At 73.9% G+C, this 17964-nt stretch carries 16 protein-coding genes; 13 read left to right on the top strand and 3 right to left on the bottom strand.

The genetic code is table 11. The features are described from left to right. The first annotated feature begins 132 nt into the window (after positions 1-132). The 3 genes from ACH34T_RS03895 to ACH34T_RS03905 are packed head-to-tail and all read left to right on the top strand — an operon-like array spanning position 133 to position 3649. Positions 133-1674 (top strand): sugar ABC transporter ATP-binding protein, encoded by a 1542-nt coding sequence (locus tag ACH34T_RS03895; protein ID WP_395990533.1) that lies wholly within the window; start codon positions 133-135, stop codon positions 1672-1674. Then, positions 1671-2645: an ABC transporter permease gene (locus ACH34T_RS03900; protein WP_395990534.1), complete on the top strand. Its 975-nt coding sequence runs from the start codon at positions 1671-1673 to the stop codon at positions 2643-2645. The genes ACH34T_RS03895 and ACH34T_RS03900 overlap by 4 nt, the downstream gene beginning before the upstream one ends. 11 nt (positions 2646-2656) lie before the next feature. After that, positions 2657-3649 carry a sugar ABC transporter substrate-binding protein gene (locus ACH34T_RS03905; RefSeq protein WP_395990535.1) on the top strand — a complete coding sequence of 331 codons (993 nt, stop codon included), beginning with the start codon at positions 2657-2659 and terminating at the stop codon, positions 3647-3649. A gap of 34 nt (positions 3650-3683) precedes the next feature. Here the strand turns inward: ACH34T_RS03905 and ACH34T_RS03910 are convergent, their stop codons facing one another. Next, positions 3684-4304, bottom strand: a complete 621-nt coding sequence (locus ACH34T_RS03910) for a maleylpyruvate isomerase family mycothiol-dependent enzyme (protein ID WP_395990536.1) — start codon at positions 4302-4304, stop codon at positions 3684-3686. A gap of 163 nt (positions 4305-4467) precedes the next feature. Between ACH34T_RS03910 and ACH34T_RS03915 the strand changes: the two genes are divergently transcribed. The 9 genes from ACH34T_RS03915 to ACH34T_RS03955 all read left to right on the top strand — a co-directional run bounded on the left by ACH34T_RS03915 (position 4468) and on the right by ACH34T_RS03955 (position 14482). After that, positions 4468-4965, top strand: a complete 498-nt coding sequence (locus tag ACH34T_RS03915) for a DUF1992 domain-containing protein (protein WP_395990537.1) — start codon at positions 4468-4470, stop codon at positions 4963-4965. 62 nt (positions 4966-5027) lie between these two features. Next, entirely contained in the window at positions 5028-5372 is a 345-nt protein-coding gene (locus tag ACH34T_RS03920; protein ID WP_395990538.1) for an ArsR/SmtB family transcription factor, read from the top strand. Further along, on the top strand, positions 5362-5835 hold the full coding sequence (locus ACH34T_RS03925) for an SRPBCC domain-containing protein (RefSeq protein ID WP_395990539.1): 474 nt from the start codon (positions 5362-5364) through the stop codon (positions 5833-5835). The genes ACH34T_RS03920 and ACH34T_RS03925 overlap by 11 nt, the downstream gene beginning before the upstream one ends. Next, positions 5832-6458, top strand: a complete 627-nt coding sequence (locus ACH34T_RS03930; RefSeq protein WP_395990540.1) for a dihydrofolate reductase family protein — start codon at positions 5832-5834, stop codon at positions 6456-6458. Before ACH34T_RS03925 ends, ACH34T_RS03930 begins: the two co-directional genes overlap by 4 nt. Positions 6459-6570: 112 nt before the next feature. After that, positions 6571-7989, top strand: coding sequence for a hypothetical protein (locus ACH34T_RS03935; protein WP_395990541.1), 1419 nt, complete (start codon positions 6571-6573; stop codon positions 7987-7989). A 96-nt stretch (positions 7990-8085) separates the two neighbouring features. Continuing rightward, positions 8086-9843: an ATP-binding protein gene (locus ACH34T_RS03940; protein WP_395990542.1), complete on the top strand. Its 1758-nt coding sequence runs from the start codon at positions 8086-8088 to the stop codon at positions 9841-9843. Positions 9844-9859: 16 nt separating this feature from the next. After that, positions 9860-11044: an exonuclease SbcCD subunit D gene (locus ACH34T_RS03945; protein ID WP_395990543.1), complete on the top strand. Its 1185-nt coding sequence runs from the start codon at positions 9860-9862 to the stop codon at positions 11042-11044. A gap of 4 nt (positions 11045-11048) precedes the next feature. Continuing rightward, on the top strand, positions 11049-13496 hold the full coding sequence (locus ACH34T_RS03950; protein WP_395990544.1) for an AAA family ATPase: 2448 nt from the start codon (positions 11049-11051) through the stop codon (positions 13494-13496). Further along, positions 13493-14482, top strand: a complete 990-nt coding sequence (locus ACH34T_RS03955) for a hypothetical protein (RefSeq protein ID WP_395990545.1) — start codon at positions 13493-13495, stop codon at positions 14480-14482. The genes ACH34T_RS03950 and ACH34T_RS03955 overlap by 4 nt, the downstream gene beginning before the upstream one ends. On the opposite strand, the gene dacB is transcribed toward ACH34T_RS03955, so the two are convergent. Then, positions 14479-16047, bottom strand: coding sequence for a D-alanyl-D-alanine carboxypeptidase/D-alanyl-D-alanine-endopeptidase (gene dacB / locus ACH34T_RS03960; RefSeq protein ID WP_395990546.1), 1569 nt, complete (start codon positions 16045-16047; stop codon positions 14479-14481). The genes ACH34T_RS03955 and dacB overlap by 4 nt on opposite strands. Before the next feature lie 74 nt (positions 16048-16121). Between dacB and ACH34T_RS03965 the strand changes: the two genes are divergently transcribed. Then, positions 16122-17000 carry a universal stress protein gene (locus ACH34T_RS03965; protein ID WP_395990547.1) on the top strand — a complete coding sequence of 293 codons (879 nt, stop codon included), beginning with the start codon at positions 16122-16124 and terminating at the stop codon, positions 16998-17000. A 51-nt stretch (positions 17001-17051) separates the two neighbouring features. On the opposite strand, the gene ACH34T_RS03970 is transcribed toward ACH34T_RS03965, so the two are convergent. Continuing rightward, a complete protein-coding gene (locus tag ACH34T_RS03970) occupies positions 17052-17903 on the bottom strand; it encodes an SAM-dependent methyltransferase (RefSeq protein ID WP_395990548.1) in 852 nt (283 codons plus the stop codon). Positions 17904-17964: the final 61 nt, after the last annotated feature.

Consider the following 17964-nt stretch of genomic DNA (forward strand, 5'->3'; position numbering starts at 1 on the left):
TCGCGATTTTCGGCCCAGAGACGTGAGCAGATCGCCCTAGAATGGGGCGACAATCACATCTTTGACATCGCGGGCATTGGTCGGCGGCGGAATCACCGGGTTCCACGTCGCAGAGGTCACGGAGGCCGCGTCGTGAGCATCGTCGCCCACCGGGACACGGTGCTGGAGCTGCGCGGGGTGTGCAAGGCGTTCGGCGGCGCCCGCGCGCTGACCGACGTCGACTTCTCGTTATCGGCCGGGGAGGTCCATGCCGTCGTCGGCATGAACGGCGCCGGCAAATCCACCCTCGTGGAGACGATGTGCGGCGCGATCGTCCCCGACCGCGGCGCCGTCCACATCTCGGGACGCCGCCACCCGGCGCTGAATCCGAGGCGCGCCCGCGCGGCCGGTGTGAGCATCGTCCACCAGAAGCGGTCCCTGGTCCCCGGGCTGACCGTCGCCGAGAACCTGCTCCTCGGCCGCCTGCCCACCCGCCTCGGCGCGGTGTCCTGGCGGAGCGCGCACCGGGAGGCGGCCCGCGCCCTCGCCGAACTGGGCATCGACCTCCCCACCGGCCGGATCGCCGCCGACCTCGGCCCGGCCGAGCGGACCCTCGTCGAGATCGCGCGGGAGGCGCGGCTGGGCGGGCGCGTCCTCATCCTGGACGAGCCCACCGCGTCGCTGGGCGGTGCCGACGCCCTGCGGATCCACCGGCTGGTGCGCGCCCTGCGCTCCCGCGGCACGGGCGTCGTCTACATCTCGCACGACCTGGACGAGGTCCTCGGCCTCGCCGACCGGATCACGGTGCTGCGGGACGGCCGCCGGGTCGTGACCGTAGCGGCCGCGGACGCCGACCTGCCCGCCCTGATCCACGCCATGACCGGCGACCGCCACGTCCAATCCGACCGGCACGCCCAGTCCAGCAATGAGCTTCCGTACGACGGCGTCGGCCGTGCTCGAAGCGTCGGCGAACCGGTGCTGGAGCTCCGGGCCCTGACCGGCGGACGGCTGCGCGGGTTCGATCTGAAGGTCCGCGGGGGGCAGGTCACGGCGGTGCTCGGTCCGGCCGGTGACGGCCAGTCCGAGCTGTTCCCGCTGCTCAGCGGGCTCCGCCGGGCGGAGTCGGGACGGGTGCGGATCGGCGGCCGCGACGTGCCGTCCGGGAGCGTCGGCGCGGCGCTGGCGGCGGGCCTGCGCTGCGTCACCGGCGACCGGCTCGCCTTCGGCCTCGTCCCGGGGCTGACGGTGGACGAGAACCTCGACCTCGTCCGGCGCGGGCTCCGGCGGCCCTGGCTGGTGCGGTGGAACCGGATGCGCGGGCACGGGCGCGCCGCCCGCGACCGGTACGGCATCACCGCCATCCACGCGAACCCGCCTGTCGCCGCGCTGTCCGGCGGCAACCAGCAGAAGGTGCTGCTCGCCGCGTGGCTCGGCACCGAGGTGACCGCGTGCCTGCTGGAGGAGCCGACGGGCGGCGTCGACGTGGCGGCGAAGGCCGACATCCACCGGCTGGTCGGCGGGCTGGCCGCCCGCGGGGCGGCGGTGCTGCTCGCGTCCGGCGACGTCGACGAGGTCGTCGGGATCGCCGACCGGGTCGTGGTCGTCCGGCACGGCCGGACGGTCGCGGACCTGCCCGCCGCCAAGGCCACCCGCGACGAGCTCGTCTCGCTGACCGCGAGAGGACAGGCGCCATGACCACTGCCGGCACCGTCCGCGGCCGCGCCGGCGTGAGTCTCCCGGCCGGGCTGACGCGGCATCTGGGGCTGCTGGCCGTCTTGCTGCTCATCGGCCTGATCACGGCGCTGAGGAGCCCGGCGTTCCTGACCGGGGCGAACGTGCTGAACGTCTCGCAGCAGGTGGCCGTCACCGCCGTCCTGGCCGCGGGGCTCACCCTGCTGATGACGGCGGGCGGGATCGACTTCTCGCTGGGCTCGATCGCGGCCGTGTCCAGCGGCGTCGTCGCCCAGCTGATCGCCGCCGGCGCCGACGGGTGGGCGGCCGCGCTCGCGGGCCCGGCGGTCGGCGCGGCGATCGGCTTCGGCAACGGCGCGGTCGTGACAGTGTTCCGCGTCGCGCCGTTCGTGGCGACGCTGGCGACGTCGACCGTCCTCGGCGGCGCGGCGCTGCTGATCATCGACGGGCAGAGCGTCTCGATCGGCGACCACCTCGTGGAACTCGGGTTCGGCGAGGTGCTCGGGGTCGTGCCAGCGCCGGTCGTCGTCGCGGCGGCCGTCTGCCTGGCGGCGGGGCTGGTCATGCGCTGGACGGCGTTCGGCCGCAACGCCTTCGCCATCGGCGGCAACGAGGACGCGGCGCGCCTCGCGGGCATCCCGGTGGCGCGCACCAAACTGCTGCTCTACACGCTCGGCGGCCTGCTCGCCGGGCTCGGCGGCGTCATGCTCGTGGCCAGGCTCGGCGCGGCGAGCCCCGGCACCGGCGGGCTGCAGCTGGAGCTGACCGTGGTCGCGGCCGTCGTCATCGGCGGGACCGCGCTGCACGGCGGCAGCGGCACGGTCGCCGGGACCGTCCTCGGCGTCGTGCTGCTCGGCGTCGTCGCCAACTCGCTCAACCTCCTCCAGGTGGACGCGCATTTCCAGGACGTCGCGGTCGGCGGCGTCCTGCTGGTCGCGGCCATCACCAACCATCTGCGCGGACGCGCCCGCTGAAAGGCTCTGTCATGTCCGATTCCTCGCGCGGACGCCTCCGTTCGGCGCGTCCGGGCACGGCGCTCGCCGTCTGCCTCGGGCTCGCGGTCTCGCTGGGGCTCACCGCCGGCTGCTCGGTGGACGAGGGCGGGAAGAAGGCCGCCCCGTCCGGCGAGAAGATCACGATCGGTTTCGTCAACGGGAACAGCATCCAGTTCCACACGTGCCTGCAGAAGGCGCTGAAGGCCCGGGCCGCCGCGAAGGGCGTCGACGTCCTGACGGCCAACTCGGCGATGGACCCGGGCAAGGAGCTGTCGAACATCGACGACATGATCGTCAAGAAGGTCGACGTCATCGTCGTGCAGACCGTGAACATCGACGCGCTCCAGGGCGGCGTCGCCCGCGCCGGCCGGGCCGGGATCCCGATCTTCCTCACCGGGGTCGCCTCCGGCGTCGACCGGTCGAAGATCCTCGGCGCGGTGGTCGCCGACGTCGAGCAGGTCGGACGCTCGCTCGGCGCGTGGCTGGCCAAGGACAGCGGCGGCCGGCCCGCCGACGTCGCGATCATCGGGGGCGCGCCGGGCGCCGCCGCCGACCTGATGACCGGCGCGTTCAAGAAGAGCATGGGGACGAAGGCCAGGGTGGTGTTCGAGCAGCCCGCGTTCTGGCAGCGGTCCAAGGCGCAGGACGTGGCGGAGAACCTCCTCCAGGCCGAACCGGACGTGCGGTACGTCCTCGTCCAGAACGAGGACATGGCGTTCGGCGTCGAGGCGGCGTTCCGGGCGGCGGGCCACACCCGCATCAAGATCCTCACGAACGGCGGGACGGCCGAGGGCGTCCAGGCGGTCAAGACCGGGCGGTTCGCCGTGACGGTCAGCAACACGCCGAAGGACGTGGGGGAGATGGCGGTGGACAACGTCGTCGCGCTGCTCCGCAGGGACCCGTCCGCCAAGAAGATCGAGAACGTGCCTGAAACCGTCATCACCAGGGAGAACGCGGACAAGGCCCCGCCCTACTGCGGCTGAGGCGGCGTTCCCCGTCGTCCGCCGCTGCCCGGCTCTATTCGACGCGCTCGGCGAGGCGCTTCCGTCCTGGCCCCGAGAGCTCCTGGATGATGCCGCGCCGTCCCGCGACGACCATCAGCAGCGCTTCGGCGGGCCCCCGCACCTCCGGCCCCGACCCCCGCGACCAGTCCAGATCGGTCGCCACGAGGCGCAGCCCCCGGACCCGCCAGAAGCCGGCGATCACCGGGGTGTTCAGCGCGCCGCGCAGCGCGGGCAGGAGCCGCTCCGCCGGAATCTCCCGGGCGACCCCCAGCGGGCGCCGGATGTCCTGGTGGTGGATGACGCCGTCGGTCAGCGCGATCAAGCCGCCGAACCCGGCGGTCAGGCCCCTCGGCCTGAGGCGCTCCCGGAGCATCGCCAGGAGCTCGTCGGGCGTCCGCGCGCCGGCGTCGTCGACGCCGACGGCGTTCGTCCGGTTCAGGCTGAACCGGCCCTTGGCCAGCCGCGCCGCCACGTCCCGTGCGCGCAGATCCTCGTAGCTGATCATGTGGGCGACGACGTCGCGCACCCGCCATTCCGCGCAGAGCGACGGAGCCTCCCACTGCTCGGGCGTCAGCGTCTCCAGGAACGCGGCGAGCTCGGCCCGCTCGTCCCGCGCCAGCGACTTCAGATCCATGACCACCCTGACTAACGCACGAGCCCACCGGACGCAACCACGAACGGAGGGTGCGGGCGCCCGACCGGCACACGGTCCTCCTCCTCCGCCGGTCCGCCCCGCTGGCGCGCGAGGGGAGCCGGGTCGTCCTCGCGGCCGGAACCGGGAATGGGACAATGGGGTCATGACTGAGCGAAAGCCCGCGGGGCTCAGCTTCGAGTCTTGGATCGACGGGCAGATCCGCGAGGCGGAGGAGCGCGGCGAGTTCGACGACCTGCCGGGCGCGGGCAAGCCCCTGCCCGACGCGAACCGGCCGCTGGACGAGAACTGGTGGATCAAGCAGAAGCTGGCCAGTGAGGGCCTCATCGCGATGGTCCATCCGACGCTGGCGCTGCGCAAGGAGATCGAGGACGTCCTGGCGGCGGCGGCCGAGGCGCCGTCCGAGCGGAGCGTCCGGCGGATGCTGGAACCGGTCAACGAGAAGATCGCCGCCAACCTGCGCATGCCGCCGCCCGGCCCTCCGCTCGGGTACCGGCTGATCGACGTCGACGCGGTCGTGGCGGCGTGGCGCGAGGCCCGCGAGCAGGACGGCGACGGTCCACAGGACGCGACGGCGCGAGGCGGCGACAAGCCGAGCACCGGCCGGCGAAGGTTCCGCATTCGCCGCCGGCACCGCGGCTGAGCTGGGCGGAGCCCAATACTTTGCCCTTGCGCTAAGTGTCTTGGCGAGTAATACTTAGCTCCATGGCACAGTATTCGGCGGAGGTCGACGGCGTGTTCGTCGCGCTCGCCGACCCGACGCGGCGCGGCGTCATCCGGCGCCTCGGACGCGGGCCGACGAGCGTGGGCGAGCTGGCCCGCGACTTCCCGATGACCCTTCCGTCGTTCATGAAGCACGTGCGGACGCTGGAGGCGAACGGGCTGATCCGCACGGTCAAGGTCGGCCGGGTGCGCACCTGCGTGCTCAACCGCGACCGTCTCGCCCTCGTCGACGACTGGCTCGCCGAGCAGCGCCGGATCTGGGAAGGCCGCACCGACCGGCTCGAACGGCTCGTCACCGATGCGAAGGAGAAGACCGATGAATCCTGACCTCGACCTGGCGCTGGAGCGCGTCATCCGTGCGCCCCGCGCGACCGTGTGGAACGCGTGGACCGATCCGGTCCGCCTGGAGAAGTGGTGGCTGCCGGCGCCTACCCTGTGCCGCGTCGAGCGGCTGGACGTCCGGCCCGGCGGCGCGTTCGTGACCCGGATGAGCGACGACGGGGCCGCGTTCGTCCCGCATGTCGACGCGAGCTTCCTCGTCGTCGAGGAGCTGGAGCGGATCGTGTTCACGAACGCGGTCGACAGCGCCTGGCGGCCCGCCGACCCGGCGCCGGTGCCCATGACGGCCGAGATCACGCTGGGCGACCATCCGGACGGCACCGACTACCGGGTGATCGTCCGGCACGGGGACCCGGACGCGCGGGCGCGCCACGCGGAGCTCGGCTTCGCCGAGGGCTGGGGCTCGGTCACCGAGCAGCTCGCCGAGCTCGCGGAGAAGGGAGCCCGATGAAGATCGTTCTCACCGAGTTCGTCACGCTGGACGGCGTCAGCCAGGGGCCCGGCTCGCCGTCCGAGGACACGAGCGACGGCTTCGGGAGGGGCGGCTGGCTCGTGCCGCATCTGGACGAGCAGTTCGTCCGGCGCACCTCCGAATGGCTGGATCTCGCCGACGGCCTGCTGCTCGGGCGGCGGACCTACGAGGCGTTCGCCCGCGACTGGCCGCAGATCACCGACCCGGACGACCCGTTCACCGAGCGGATGAACTCGCTCCCGAAGTACGTGGTGACCAGCACCCTCACCGAGGGGACCTGGAAACCGACGACCGTGCTGCGCGGCGACCCGGTCGAGACCGTGGGGGAGCTCAAGGCGCGGCCTGGACGGGAGCTCCAGATCCACGGGAGCGCGCGGCTCGGGAACTCGCTGCTGGCGGCGGGGCTCGTGGACACGCTCCGGCTCGCCGTCGCGCCGACCGTGATCGGGTCCGGGCGCCGGCTGCTTGAGCACCCGGGCGGGCCCGTCGGGCTGCGGCTCGTCCACCACGAGGTGACGGCGAACGGCCTGCTGCTGCTCCAGTACGAGCGCGCGGGCGCCGCCGCCGTGGGGGAGTACGAGGGCGTCACGGCCTTCGTCTAGCGGCTGAGCGGACGGGGAACGCCGGGTCACGGGACGACGCGGGACCCCTCCCGGGGGCTGCGACGAACAATGGCGAACGTCCGCGCCGAATGCCGTGCTGGGAGAGCCCAAGATGGATCACCCGATGTTCGCCGTGCCGGAGCCCCCGCCCCCGCCGCCCCCGCCGCCGGTTCGCGATCCGCTGGCCGTCGCCCTCGGCAACGCCTCCCTGCTGGGCATCGGCTACCTGATGCTCGGACGGCGCAGGACCGCCGTGGCCGCCGGAGCGGTGACGATCGCCCTCGTCTCCGTCCTCGTCTCGGTGGGCCGATGGTGGTGCGAGGTCGTCGTGCTCCTCTGGTGGGCGGCCGTCATCGCGCACGGGTGGCGCGCGGCGGGTGGACGCACCGGCGGCGTCGCGGTGCGCAGCCAGCGAATAACCGCGCTCGCCGTCACCGCGCTGGTGCTGCTGGCGGTGGGGTTACTGCGGTTCGACGCGTCCAGGATCGAGCGGCGCGTCGCCGAGGCCCGCGAGGACGGCGCCTGCGCGCGGGTGCTGAGCGGCGGGGAGGACGTGTGGTTCGGCCACCGCGTCGCGGGCGCGCCGGACGTCAGGCGCAGCGACGAGGCCGTCGACGCGTGCCGCCGGCTGCGGACGGCCGAGGCCAAGCTCATCGCCGCGCTGGCCACCGGTGACACCGGATCGCTGCGGACAGGGTTCGGCACTCTCGCGTCGGTGCTCGCCGAACCCGGCCAGGGGAGGACGGTCGCGACGGTCCTCGACCGGTTCCTCGGCCGCCTGCCCACTCAGGACGCGTGCCGCACGGTCACGGTCACCGACTGGCTCCGCCTGCGGCCGCCCACCCGCAACGACCTGGACCGGTCGGCGACCGCCGTCGCGCGGACCGCGCCCGCGGCGCTCGTCGGCTGCGGCGACACCCTGATGAAGGCCGACGACTGGGAGGGCGCCCGCGCGAGATACCAGCAACTGCTCGACCAGTTCCCCCAGGACGGACGCACCGACGCGGCGAAGAAGGGCGTCAGGCAGGCCACGCTGTCGATCGAGCTGGCTAACGTCCGGACCCTTTTGGAAGGGGCGTCCGACGACGAGCAGCCCGAATACTGCGAGTCACCCGCGAAGTACAGCGGCGCCGCCCGCTACGGCAAGGGAACCAATCGGGCGCTGTACTACGGGAACGACGAGTACACGGACAGGCTCCCCGGCCGGTGGCGGGCCAAGGACGCGGCCGGCGCCGTCCTCGTCGTCTGCGTGGGCGAACAGAAACTGGGAAGCGCGGTGCAGACGTGCACCTACCGGGCTGAGCGCACCGGCAAGCTGAGCCAAGTGACCTTCCACAAGGTCGCGCTACCGGTGAAGGCGTACGAGCTGCGGACCGGGAAACTCGTGTCCAGTGGCAAGGTGCAGATCGGCGGCAGGAGCTGCCCCTCCGTCATCAGATCCCCGGCCTTTGCCAGTCCCGACCCCGACCGGTACGTGAAGCCGTCGAAGGGCGATGTGCGCGCCGCCTTCGAGTCGCTGATCGACCGGTGACCGACGGGCCAAGTTGGCGGGAGTGGTGCGAGTTTGTCCGGGTGTGTGGTTACCCTGCCGTGATCTGGTGGTTCACGTGTGGTCGGGGTGGGGTGCATGGCCGAGGAGGGGACGGGACGGCCCGTCGGGCGGGTGCTGGGGACGCAGTCGGCCACGCCGCTGTCGTTCTGGGTCGGGCTTGAGCCGGGGACCGTCGTCCAGCTGGACGAGGTGATCGCGGCGACCCGGGAGGTGCCGGGACGCGGCGCGGTCCTCATCGCCGGGGTCGTCACGAACGTCGAGGCCAGGCACGAGGGCGCCGCGTACGACTCGGACGTGTTCCTGATCGTGCAGGGCGTGCTGCCCGCGGCGGTGGTGGAGTCGGCCGAGGTCACGGTGACGCGCGTCGAGCCGGAGGTGTACGTGCCGCCGCTGCCCGGCACGGTCGCGCGCAGGGCGGTCGAGCACGAGCGGGAACGGGCGCTGTACTTCGACGTGATGGAGCGGCGGATACCGGTCGGGCTGGGACGGGACGGCGAGCCGATCCACGTCAACCTGGACTTCCTCGACGGGACGCGCGGCGCGCACGTGTCGATCTCCGGGATCTCCGGGGTGGCGACCAAGACGTCGTTCGCGACCTTCCTCCTCTACTCGATCTTCAATTCGGGGGCGCTGGGCGCCGAGGCGCACAACACGAAGGCGCTGATCTTCTCGGTGAAGGGCGAGGACCTGCTTTTCCTCGATCACGCCAACAACCGGCTGGACGAGAACGCCAGGGCGGCGTACCGCAAGCTTGGGCTGGAGCCGGGACCGTTCGGCAGCGTGCACGTGTTCGCGCCGCCGCGCCCCGGCGACCCGAACGGGACGCCCCACGTGTCCGCGCGCACGCAGGACGTGAGCCCGTTCTACTGGACGCTGGCCGAGTTCTGCCAGGCGGAGCTGCTGCGGTTCGTCTTCGCCGACGCCGAGGACGAGCGCGCCCAGTACACGATGCTGATCGGGCAGGTCGCGGCCCGGCTGGCGCGGGTCGCGGAGCCGGTCGGCGGCGCCGTCGCGCTGCGGATCTCCGACGACGCGGAGCCGCAGGTCTGCCGCACCTTCGACGACCTGGTGCGGTTCATCGAGGAGACCCTGACGGACGAGGGCACGCGCCACGCCTGGGGCGCCGGGCTGATGGGCCTCGGGACCGTCAACGCGTTCCTGCGGCGGCTGCGGTCGTCGGTCAGGCCGCTGTCGCCGATCGTGCGGGGCGACCTGTCGGCCAGGGCGTCGATCGACACGGGCGCGCAGGTCACCGTCGTCGACCTGCACAATCTGCCGGACCGCGCGCAGCGGTTCGTCGTCGGGGTGGTGCTGCGCGGCGAGTTCGCGCGCAAGGAGAGCACGGGCAGCGCCCGGCCGCTGCTGTTCGTGGTGCTGGACGAGCTGAACAAGTACGCGCCCCGCGAGGGCGGCTCCCCGATCAAGGAGATCCTGCTGGACGTCGCCGAGCGGGGCAGGTCGCTCGGCGTGATCCTCATCGGCGCGCAGCAGACCGCGTCGGAGGTCGAGCGCCGCATCGTCGCGAACTGCGCGGTGCGCGTGGCGGGACGCCTGGACGCGGCGGAGGCGGCGCGCGGCGAGTACGGGTGGCTGCCTCCGGCGGCGCGGGCGCGGGCCACGATCGCCAGGCCCGGGACGATGTTCGTCGGCCAGCCGGAGATCCCGGTGCCGCTCGCCGTCGAGTTCCCGTTCCCCGCGTGGGCGACCCGCCCGGCGGAGGCCGAGCCGCGCGAGCCGTCGCGCTCGGCGTCGCGGCCGTCGGCGCGGGCGTCGCGCGACCCGTTCGAGGGGCTCGCCGGCGCGCCCGACGACGACGAAGTACCCCCCTTCTGATCCATAGGGAGCGGACATGAAGTTCCTGCACACCGCCGACTGGCACGTCGGCAAGGTGCTCCGGGGCCGCTCACGGGCCGAGGAGCACGCGAAGGTGCTGGACGAGCTGGTCGGCGTCGCCCGCGAGGAGGACGTCGACGCGGTCGTCGTCGCCGGGGACGTCTTCGACGGCGCCGTCCCGACGCCGCCGTCGCAGGCGCTGGTGATGAGGACGCTGCTGGCGCTCCAGGAGGGCGGCCGGGAGGTGGTCGTCCTCGCCGGGAACCACGACGACCCCCGCCTGCTGGACGACGTGTACCGCCCGGTCCTGCGGCAGCTCGGCGTCCAGGTGATCGGGAGGTTCCGGCGGCCGGACGCGGGCGGCCTCCTGTCCTGGACGGCCAGGACCGGCGAGCCCGTCAGGCTCGCCGCCATGCCCTTCCTGTCGCAGCGGTACGTCGTCCGGGCGCTGGAGGCCCTCACCGGCACGCCCGACCAGCACAACCGCGAGTACGCCCACCGGTTCGCGCGGCTCGCCGAGGCGCTGACGGAGGGGTTCGGGGCCGACACCGTGAACCTGATCGCGGCGCACGGCACGCTCCCGGGCGGCCGGCTCGGCGGCGGCGAGCGGGAGGCGCAGACGATCTTCTCGTACTACTTCGAGCCGGCGGCGTTCCCGCCGTCCGCGCACTACGCGGCGCTGGGCCACCTGCACCGGCGGCAGCGGATGCCCGGCCCGTGCCCCATCTGGTACAGCGGCTCGCCGATCGCCGTCGACTTCGGGGAGGAGCAGAACACGCCGGGCGCGCTGGTGGTGGACGCGTCGCCCGGCCGTCCCGCAGAGGTCCGCGAGGTGACGCTGCGGAGCGCCCGCGTCCTGCGCACCGTCACCGGCACGCTCGGGGAGCTGGAGGCGATGGCGGACGGGCTCGGCGACGCCTGGCTGCGCGTCGTCGTCGCGGAGAAGCCGCGCGCCGGGCTCGCCGACGCCGTCCGCGAGGTCCTCCCGAACGCGCTGACCGTGGACATCGCCGACGCGTTCCGGCCCACGGCCGCGCGGCGCCGCACGACCGGCGCCGGCGGGGAGGCCCCGACGCCGCGGCAGCTGTTCCGCGCCTACCTCGACCACAAGGGCCACGAGGACGAACGCGTCGTGGCGCTGTTCGACCGCCTGTACGACGAGCTGGACGGGCGCCACGAGCACGACACGCGGGAGGGCTGAGCCGATGCGTCCGCTCTGCGTCCACATGGACGACTTCTGCAGCTACCGCGAGCCGACCTCCGTCGGCCTGCACGACGTCGACTACTTCGTCCTGGTCGGGCCCACGGGGTCGGGGAAGAGCACGGTCATCGACGCGATCTGCTTCGCCCTGTACGGGTCGGTTCCCCGGTGGGGGAAGGAGAACGTGATCCGGCTGGCGCTGGCGCCGTCCGCCAATTCCGGCAGGGTGGCGCTGGTGTTCGAGGCCGCGGGCCGCCGGTACGGGGTCGTCCGGGCGCTGGCCCGCACCAAGCAGTCGGTGACGACGAAGGAGGCGCGGCTGGACGAGCTCGACCCGTCCGTCGACCCGGCGGACGGCATCGAGGAGATGCTGGCCGCGCAGGTCAGGACGATCGCCGACGGCGACCGCGTGACCGCCGCCGTCGAGCGCGTCACCGGCCTGGAGTTCCGCTACTTCACGCAGTGCGTCGTCCTGCCGCAGGGCCGGTTCGCGGACTTCCTGCAGGCCGAGCCGAGGAAGCGGCAGGACCTCCTCGTCCAGCTCCTCGACGCCGGGACCTTCGAGGTCGTCATGCGGCGGGCGGGGGAGGAGGCGAAGGCCGCCGAGGCCCGGGCGCAGGCGTCCGAGGCCCAGCTGGCGAAGGTCGGCGGCGCGGACGAGGCCGCCGAGACGGCGGCGCGGCAGCGTGTGGAACGGCTGGAAACCCTCGGTGACCAGGTCCGTTCGGCACTGGACGACCTGCGGCGCACGGACGACGCGATCCGCGACCGGAACGCGGAGGCCGCCGACGCCGCGCGTTCACTCGGCGCGCTGACCGCCCTCGCCATGCCCGCGGACGTCCCGACCCTGGCGGACGACCTCAAGGCCGCGACCGGCACGGCGGAACGGGCGGCGCGCGAGGCGGCCCGGTACGAGGAGGCGGAGTCGGCCGCGCGCGAGCGGCTCGCCGGGCTCGGCGACAAGGCCGTCCTGGACCTGGCGGCCAGGGCGCACCGCGAGCACGCCCGGCTCACTGCCGAGATCGAGACCGTCCACGCCGAGGCGGACGAGGCGCGCAGGGCGGCGGCCGACGCCGAAGCGGACGCCGCCGTCGCCCAGGCGAATCTCCAGCAGGCCCAGGACGAGCTGCAGCGCACGCGCGACGCCCACACCGCCGCCGATCTCGTCCAGCGGCTCGCCGTCGGCGAACCGTGCCCGGTGTGCCTGCGCGAGGTCACCGAACCGCCGGAGCCGCACGCCCCGCCCGCCCTCGGCGCGGCCGACCGCAACGTGAAGGCCCGCACCCGCGACCTCGAAACCGTGCAGCACGCGCACCGGAGACTCGACCGCGAGACGTCCCGGCTCGACGAGAAGCTGGACGGGCTGCGGCGGCAGCTCGGCACGCAGGACGAGCACATCCGCGCGCATCCGGACGCGGACGATGTGCGCCGACGCCTCGACGCGATCCGCACGGCCGAAGAGGACGCCGAACAGGCACGGCGGGACCTGCGCGCCGCCCGCGACGACCTGGCCAAGGCCGAGCGGCTCCTCGCCGGCCTGAACGACGAGGCGAGCGGAGCGCGGCGCAAGCTGGACGAGGCCCGCGACACCGTCGTCGCCTTCGGCGCGCCGGCGGTCGACCGGGCCGACCCGCACGCCGCCTGGACGACCCTGCTCGCCTGGCGCGACCAGGAGGCGGCGCGCCGCGGCGAAGCCGCCGAGACCCTGGCGAACGAGCTGAGCGACCTGCGGGCCCGGCGGGACGACCGGCGCCGCGCGCTCGCCGCCGAGCTGGACGGCCACGAGATCGCCGTGCCCGCGTCCGCCGACCCGGAGACCGTCCGCGAAGCCGTCCTGAACGCCCGGAACCAGGCGGAGAACCGGCTGGCGGACGTCCAGCGCGACCGGAAGCGCGCCGAAGAGCTGGCGGACGAGATCCGCACGCACCGGCAGGACGCCGCGGTCGCGCAGGAACTGGCCCGGCACCTGCGTGCCAACAACTTCGAGAACTGGCTGTGCGGCGAGGCGCTGGCGCTGCTCGTCGACGCCGCGTCCGAGACGCTGCGGCAGCTGTCGGGCGGGCAGTTCGAGTTCGTCCTCGACGAGAGGAACGCGATCGAGGTGACCGACCACACCGAGGCGGGGCTGCGGCGGAGCGTGCGGACGCTGTCCGGCGGGGAGACGTTCCAGGCGTCCCTCGCGCTCGCGCTGGCGCTCTCCGACCAGATCGCCCGGCTCGGTGGCGGGCGCGGGGTACGCGGCCTGGACTCGATCTTCCTGGACGAGGGCTTCGGCACCCTCGACCCGGCGACGCTCGACACGGTCGCGACGACGCTGGAGCGGCTGACGTCGGGGGGTGACCGTATGGTCGGCATCGTGACGCACGTTCCGGCGCTCGCCGAGCGCGTCCCCGTCCGGTTCGACGTGTCACGCGACCACACCGGCTCGCATCTGGAGAAGAAGACCACGTGACCACGGCACCGCCGGCCGGGACCGCCGCCGCCATCACCGTCGACCCCTGGGACCCGGGGTACGCGACCTCGCTGACCGCGGAGGCGATCGGCGAGCTGGACGCCACGTCCGTCCGGCTCGACCTCGGCGTGGAACTGCCGGCCGGGGAGTGGCGCCCGATCACCCCGGCCGCCGAGGGCCTCCCGCCCGCCGGGCTGATCGTCGCCGACGGGGTGCGCCGCGTCGAGGCCCGCGTCTGGGTCCAGCACCCGGACGACGACATGCCCCACCCCGGCATCGCCGCGTCCTGCGCCGCCGGGCTCGTGCGCTGCACGCCCGGAGGCCCCGCCGAGCTGGCCGAGGTGGACGTGCGCCGCTCGCTGTTCACGCCGTCCCGGCACGCCGCCGACCTGTCCACGTGGGCGGGCACGTACGCCGCGGTCCGGGCGGGAGGCGGCACGGCCGAGCAGCTGTCGCTGGCGCTCCAGCGGCAGCTCAGCGACGTCGAGGTCGGCCTGGCGACCCGCTACCGGACGGCGTCCGGCCACGACGACGACCTGCTCATCGTGGACGGCCCGCTCCGGGGCCGCGCCCACCTCCCGCGCACCATCGGCTACGTGAAGACCCACCACGCCGCCTACCTGACCGGCGACGAGTTGGCCGTCCTCACGGCGCTGCGGCCGGGCCAGCGCACGCCCGTCTTCCTGATGACGACGGGCTGGGCGCGGCATTCCTGGTACCTGCGGCTGCCGACGCCGTCCGCCGCGCCATGGGCGGGCATCGCCCGCTGCGAGGCGGCGCCCGACCTGCCCCGCGACGCCGTCGTGGACCTCGCCGACCACAGCGCGGCGATCATCCCCGGGCTGGCCGGGGTCGACTACAAGGACCCGCGGGCGCCGCAGAACCTCGTCCCGATCGGCGGCCTGGAGAAGCTGCTCCGCCACCGCCTCGGCGACCCGGGCCTCCTCTACCGCGCGCTCCGGACCGCGACCGGCCGCGGCCCCTAGCGGCTCCGCCTCCAGGTCGATTCGAGGCCGCCGCCGTCGACCGGCGTCCCGCTGCGCGGGGCGGCCCCGCCCCCGGCCCCGTCACCGGCGGCGAGCCGGACGGCGATCCTGTCCTCGACGTCCTTGGGCGCGCCCCCGGAGTAGCCGTTGAAGACGCTGGAGAAGATCAGCGTGCGGCCGTCCGGGGACCTGACGTAGCCGGACAGGGCCGTGACGCCGGTCAGCGTCCCCGTCTTCGCGTGGACGTTCCCCGCCGCGGCCGTGCCCCTCATCCGTTTCGCGAGCGTCCCGCCGACCAGCCGATCGGACCGCCCGGCGACGGGCAGCGACGCGTACCAGGCCGGGAACCACGCCTGCTTCCGCGCGTGCCTGAGCAGGATGCTGAGCTGCCTGGCCGTCGTCCGGTTCGAGCGGGCGAGGCCCGAGCCGTCCGTCATGGTCACCTGCTCGGCGTCGACGCCGAGCCGCTCGGCGTAGGCGGTGACGGCGGGCAGCCCGGCAGCCCAGGAGCCCTCGCCGCGCGCCTTCCGGCCGATCGCCTTGACGAGGGTCTCGGCCATGACGTTGTTGCTCAGCTTCATGAACGGCTTGGCGAGCCGCGACAGCGGCATGGACGTGCGTGTGGCGATCGTCTTGGCGCCCGCGGGCGTCCTGCCCCGCTCGGTCGCGCCCGCCACGCGGACGCCGTGCGCCTTCAACGCCCGGCGGAACACGTCCGCCGCGTAGAGGGTGGGCCGCTCCACGGCCCGCAGGACGCTCGCCGCGGGCGCGCCCGCCGGATGCGAGCCCGTGATCACCATCGTGTTGGAGCCGTTCCGCCGCTTCACCGCGAGGGTGGACGGCGAACCGGCCCGTCCGGTCGCCGCCCTGTTGTCGATCTTCACGACGCCGGTGGCCGGGCGGAGACGGGCCCTGACCGGCCTGCCCGGCCGGGTGGCGGCCACCGTGACGTCGATCGAGCCCGCGTCGAAGTCGGCGTTGGGCGAGACGGTGAGCGCGGACGTCTGCCCCGCGTACGCGTACTGCAGGTCCGCCAGGTCCCAGCCGCCGGGGACGCGGTCGGCGTCGAACCAGGTGTCGTCGGCGACGAGGTCGCCCTCGACCTCCGTGACGCCCTTCCCGGCGACGGCCGCGGCGAGGCGGTCGTAGTCGGCCGCCCGCATGGTGGTGTCGCCGGTACCCTTGAGGTAAAGATTTCCGCCCTTGGCGCTGACCGTCGTCCGGAACCGGTACCCGGCGCCGAGGATGCCGAAGGCGGCCGCGGAGGTCGGCAACTTGTTGTTCGACGCCGGCATGACCTGGCCGTCGCCGTCGCGGTCGAACAGGACCTCGCCGGACTCCGCGTCGCGGACGACCACGCCGACGGCCGCGCCCCTGAGGCGCCCGTCCTTGAGGATGGCGTCCAGGTCCTCCGCCAGGTCTCCGTCCAGGCTCCTGGCCGGTCTTCCGTCCAGGTCAGCGGCGAGATCGGCGGGCGGTGCGGCGCCGGCGGGGAGCGCGCCCGCGCCGCCGGCGACCATGCACCCGGCGAGGAGCACGGCCACCCCGAGGTTGCGGATGATCATGTCGCCGGAGTCTAGGGCCCCCTCTTCTACTGCGCGCGGAGAGCGCGCAGACTTGGCAGAAGGAGGGCAGGCACATGGACGACGCAGAAAGGATTCAGCGATCGCACGTCCTGTTCGGCTACGACGGGACGGCGGAGAACGACGCCGCGCTGCGCTGGGCGGTCGACGAGACGGCGCGGCGCGGCCTCGACCTGGTGATGTGCCACTGCTGGCACTGGCCCTACGCGAGCGGCCACGTGGACCGGGACGCCGAGACGATCATGAAGCGGGCGGGGGAGAACCTGCTGGAGCGGGGCGTCCGCCGGGCACGGGAGCTCGGCGCGCCGGGCGCGGTGCACGCGCGCCTGCTGCGCGGTCCCGTGGCCGAGGCGCTGCTGGGCGCGTCCGGCACGGCGGAGCTGATCGTGATCGGCGCGCACGAGGACCTGGACGCCGGGGCGACGGCCCTGGAGGTCCCGGCGCGGGCGGACCGCCCGGTGGTCGTCGTCCGGGACGGGAACGGACCGGGCCGGACGGGCCGTCCGCCGGAGCTGGTCGTGGCGGGCGTCGACGGGACGGCCCGCTGCGGCGCGGCGCTCGGCTTCGCCTTCGACGAGGCGGCCCTGCGCGACTGGGACCTGCACGTGGTCTACGGCTGCTGGGAGCCCGGTGCGGTGATCGACTCCGAGCTGGCGCTGTTCAACGACCGGGAGCTCCTGGAGAAGACGCGCGCCGCCGAGCTTGAGGAGGCCGTCGCGCCGTGGCGGGAGCGCCACCCGAAGATCGGCGTGACGGTGTCGCTGCTGCTGGAGCGCCCGTGCGAGGCGCTGCGGGAGGCGGTCGAGGAGGCCGGGCTGCTGGTCCTCGGCGACCGCGGCACCGGCCTGGACCCGCTGGGCGCGACCAGCAGCGGGATGCTCCGCCGCGCCCCGTGCCCGGTCGCGATCGTCCCCGGCCGCAGGCCGCCCGGCTGACAGGGCTGCAGGCCGCCCGGCTGACAGGACCGCAGGCCGCTCGCCGTGCGGCTAGGGCCTGCGGAGGACGCCGCCGTACTCGGTGAGGTCGCGTCCCAGCCGCGACGCGCCCGCGTACTGCCGCAGTTCGGCGGGGACGGGCGCGAGCGGCGGCTGCGCCGGGTCGGGACGCCAGTCGACGACGTCGACCAGGCCCGGCTCGACGGCGTCAAGACCGTCCGGGAGGAGCGCGTCGACCTCGGCGCGGTCGCGGGTCCGCCAGCGCAGCCCGGCGCCGTTCGAGCGGGCGTCGATGTCGGCGGCGCGCTCGCGGTCGGAGCAGACGATCTGCGTGAACGCCAGGTGGCTGCCGGGGACGGCGCGGCCGATGGCGGCGCTCAGGACGCTGCGCGGGTCGTCGTCGTCGAGCAGGTGATGCCCGATGGACAGGAACAGCACGGCGAGAGGTTCGCCGAAGTCGATGAGGCGTTCCACGTCCGGGTGGGCGAGGATGGCCTCCTGGTCGCACATGTCGGCGGTGATCACGGCGGTGGAGCCGTCGCCGGCCAGCAGCGCGCGGGCGTGCACGAGCACGATCGGGTCGATGTCGACGTAGACGACGCGGGCGTCGGGCGCGAACCGCCGCGCGACCTGGTGCACGTTGTCGTTGGTCGGCAGCCCGCACCCCATGTCGAGGAACTGCCGGATGCCGGCCTCCTCCGCCAGGTACCGGACGGCTCTGTAAAGGAAAAGCCGATTGTGCCGGGCGAGGTCGATGAATTCGGGGAACTCCGGCAGGTTCTGCAGCATGAACCGCCGGTCGGCCTCGTAGTTGTCCTTGCCGCCCAGGGCCCAGCCGTAGATGCGGGCAGGCGTGGGCACGTCGTAGGGGATCTCGACGGGGAAGTCCTCGTCCGCGGCCACAGCGCCCTCCTGAGCGTTCCGGAAAAGCGGATTTATCCAGCATCTCAGGATATCGGTCCAT

Source organism: Actinomadura sp. 9N215, assembly GCF_044326345.1.
Lineage (GTDB): Bacteria > Actinomycetota > Actinomycetes > Streptosporangiales > Streptosporangiaceae > Spirillospora.

What these genes read in the sequence shown, in the direction of transcription:
- ACH34T_RS03965 (WP_395990547.1), top strand. Translation starts at nt 16,122, where the DNA reads ATGGACGACGCAGAAAGGATTCAGCGATCGCACGTCCTGTTCGGCTAC.
- ACH34T_RS03905 (WP_395990535.1), top strand. Translation starts at nt 2,657, where the DNA reads ATGTCCGATTCCTCGCGCGGACGCCTCCGTTCGGCGCGTCCGGGCACG.
- ACH34T_RS03915 (WP_395990537.1), top strand. Translation starts at nt 4,468, where the DNA reads ATGACTGAGCGAAAGCCCGCGGGGCTCAGCTTCGAGTCTTGGATCGAC.
- ACH34T_RS03945 (WP_395990543.1), top strand. Translation starts at nt 9,860, where the DNA reads ATGAAGTTCCTGCACACCGCCGACTGGCACGTCGGCAAGGTGCTCCGG.
- ACH34T_RS03935 (WP_395990541.1), top strand. Translation starts at nt 6,571, where the DNA reads ATGGATCACCCGATGTTCGCCGTGCCGGAGCCCCCGCCCCCGCCGCCC.
- ACH34T_RS03950 (WP_395990544.1), top strand. Translation starts at nt 11,049, where the DNA reads ATGCGTCCGCTCTGCGTCCACATGGACGACTTCTGCAGCTACCGCGAG.
- dacB (WP_395990546.1), bottom strand. Translation starts at nt 16,047, where the DNA reads ATGATCATCCGCAACCTCGGGGTGGCCGTGCTCCTCGCCGGGTGCATG.
- ACH34T_RS03910 (WP_395990536.1), bottom strand. Translation starts at nt 4,304, where the DNA reads ATGGATCTGAAGTCGCTGGCGCGGGACGAGCGGGCCGAGCTCGCCGCG.
- ACH34T_RS03940 (WP_395990542.1), top strand. Translation starts at nt 8,086, where the DNA reads ATGGCCGAGGAGGGGACGGGACGGCCCGTCGGGCGGGTGCTGGGGACG.
- ACH34T_RS03920 (WP_395990538.1), top strand. Translation starts at nt 5,028, where the DNA reads ATGGCACAGTATTCGGCGGAGGTCGACGGCGTGTTCGTCGCGCTCGCC.
- ACH34T_RS03925 (WP_395990539.1), top strand. Translation starts at nt 5,362, where the DNA reads ATGAATCCTGACCTCGACCTGGCGCTGGAGCGCGTCATCCGTGCGCCC.
- ACH34T_RS03900 (WP_395990534.1), top strand. Translation starts at nt 1,671, where the DNA reads ATGACCACTGCCGGCACCGTCCGCGGCCGCGCCGGCGTGAGTCTCCCG.
- ACH34T_RS03930 (WP_395990540.1), top strand. Translation starts at nt 5,832, where the DNA reads ATGAAGATCGTTCTCACCGAGTTCGTCACGCTGGACGGCGTCAGCCAG.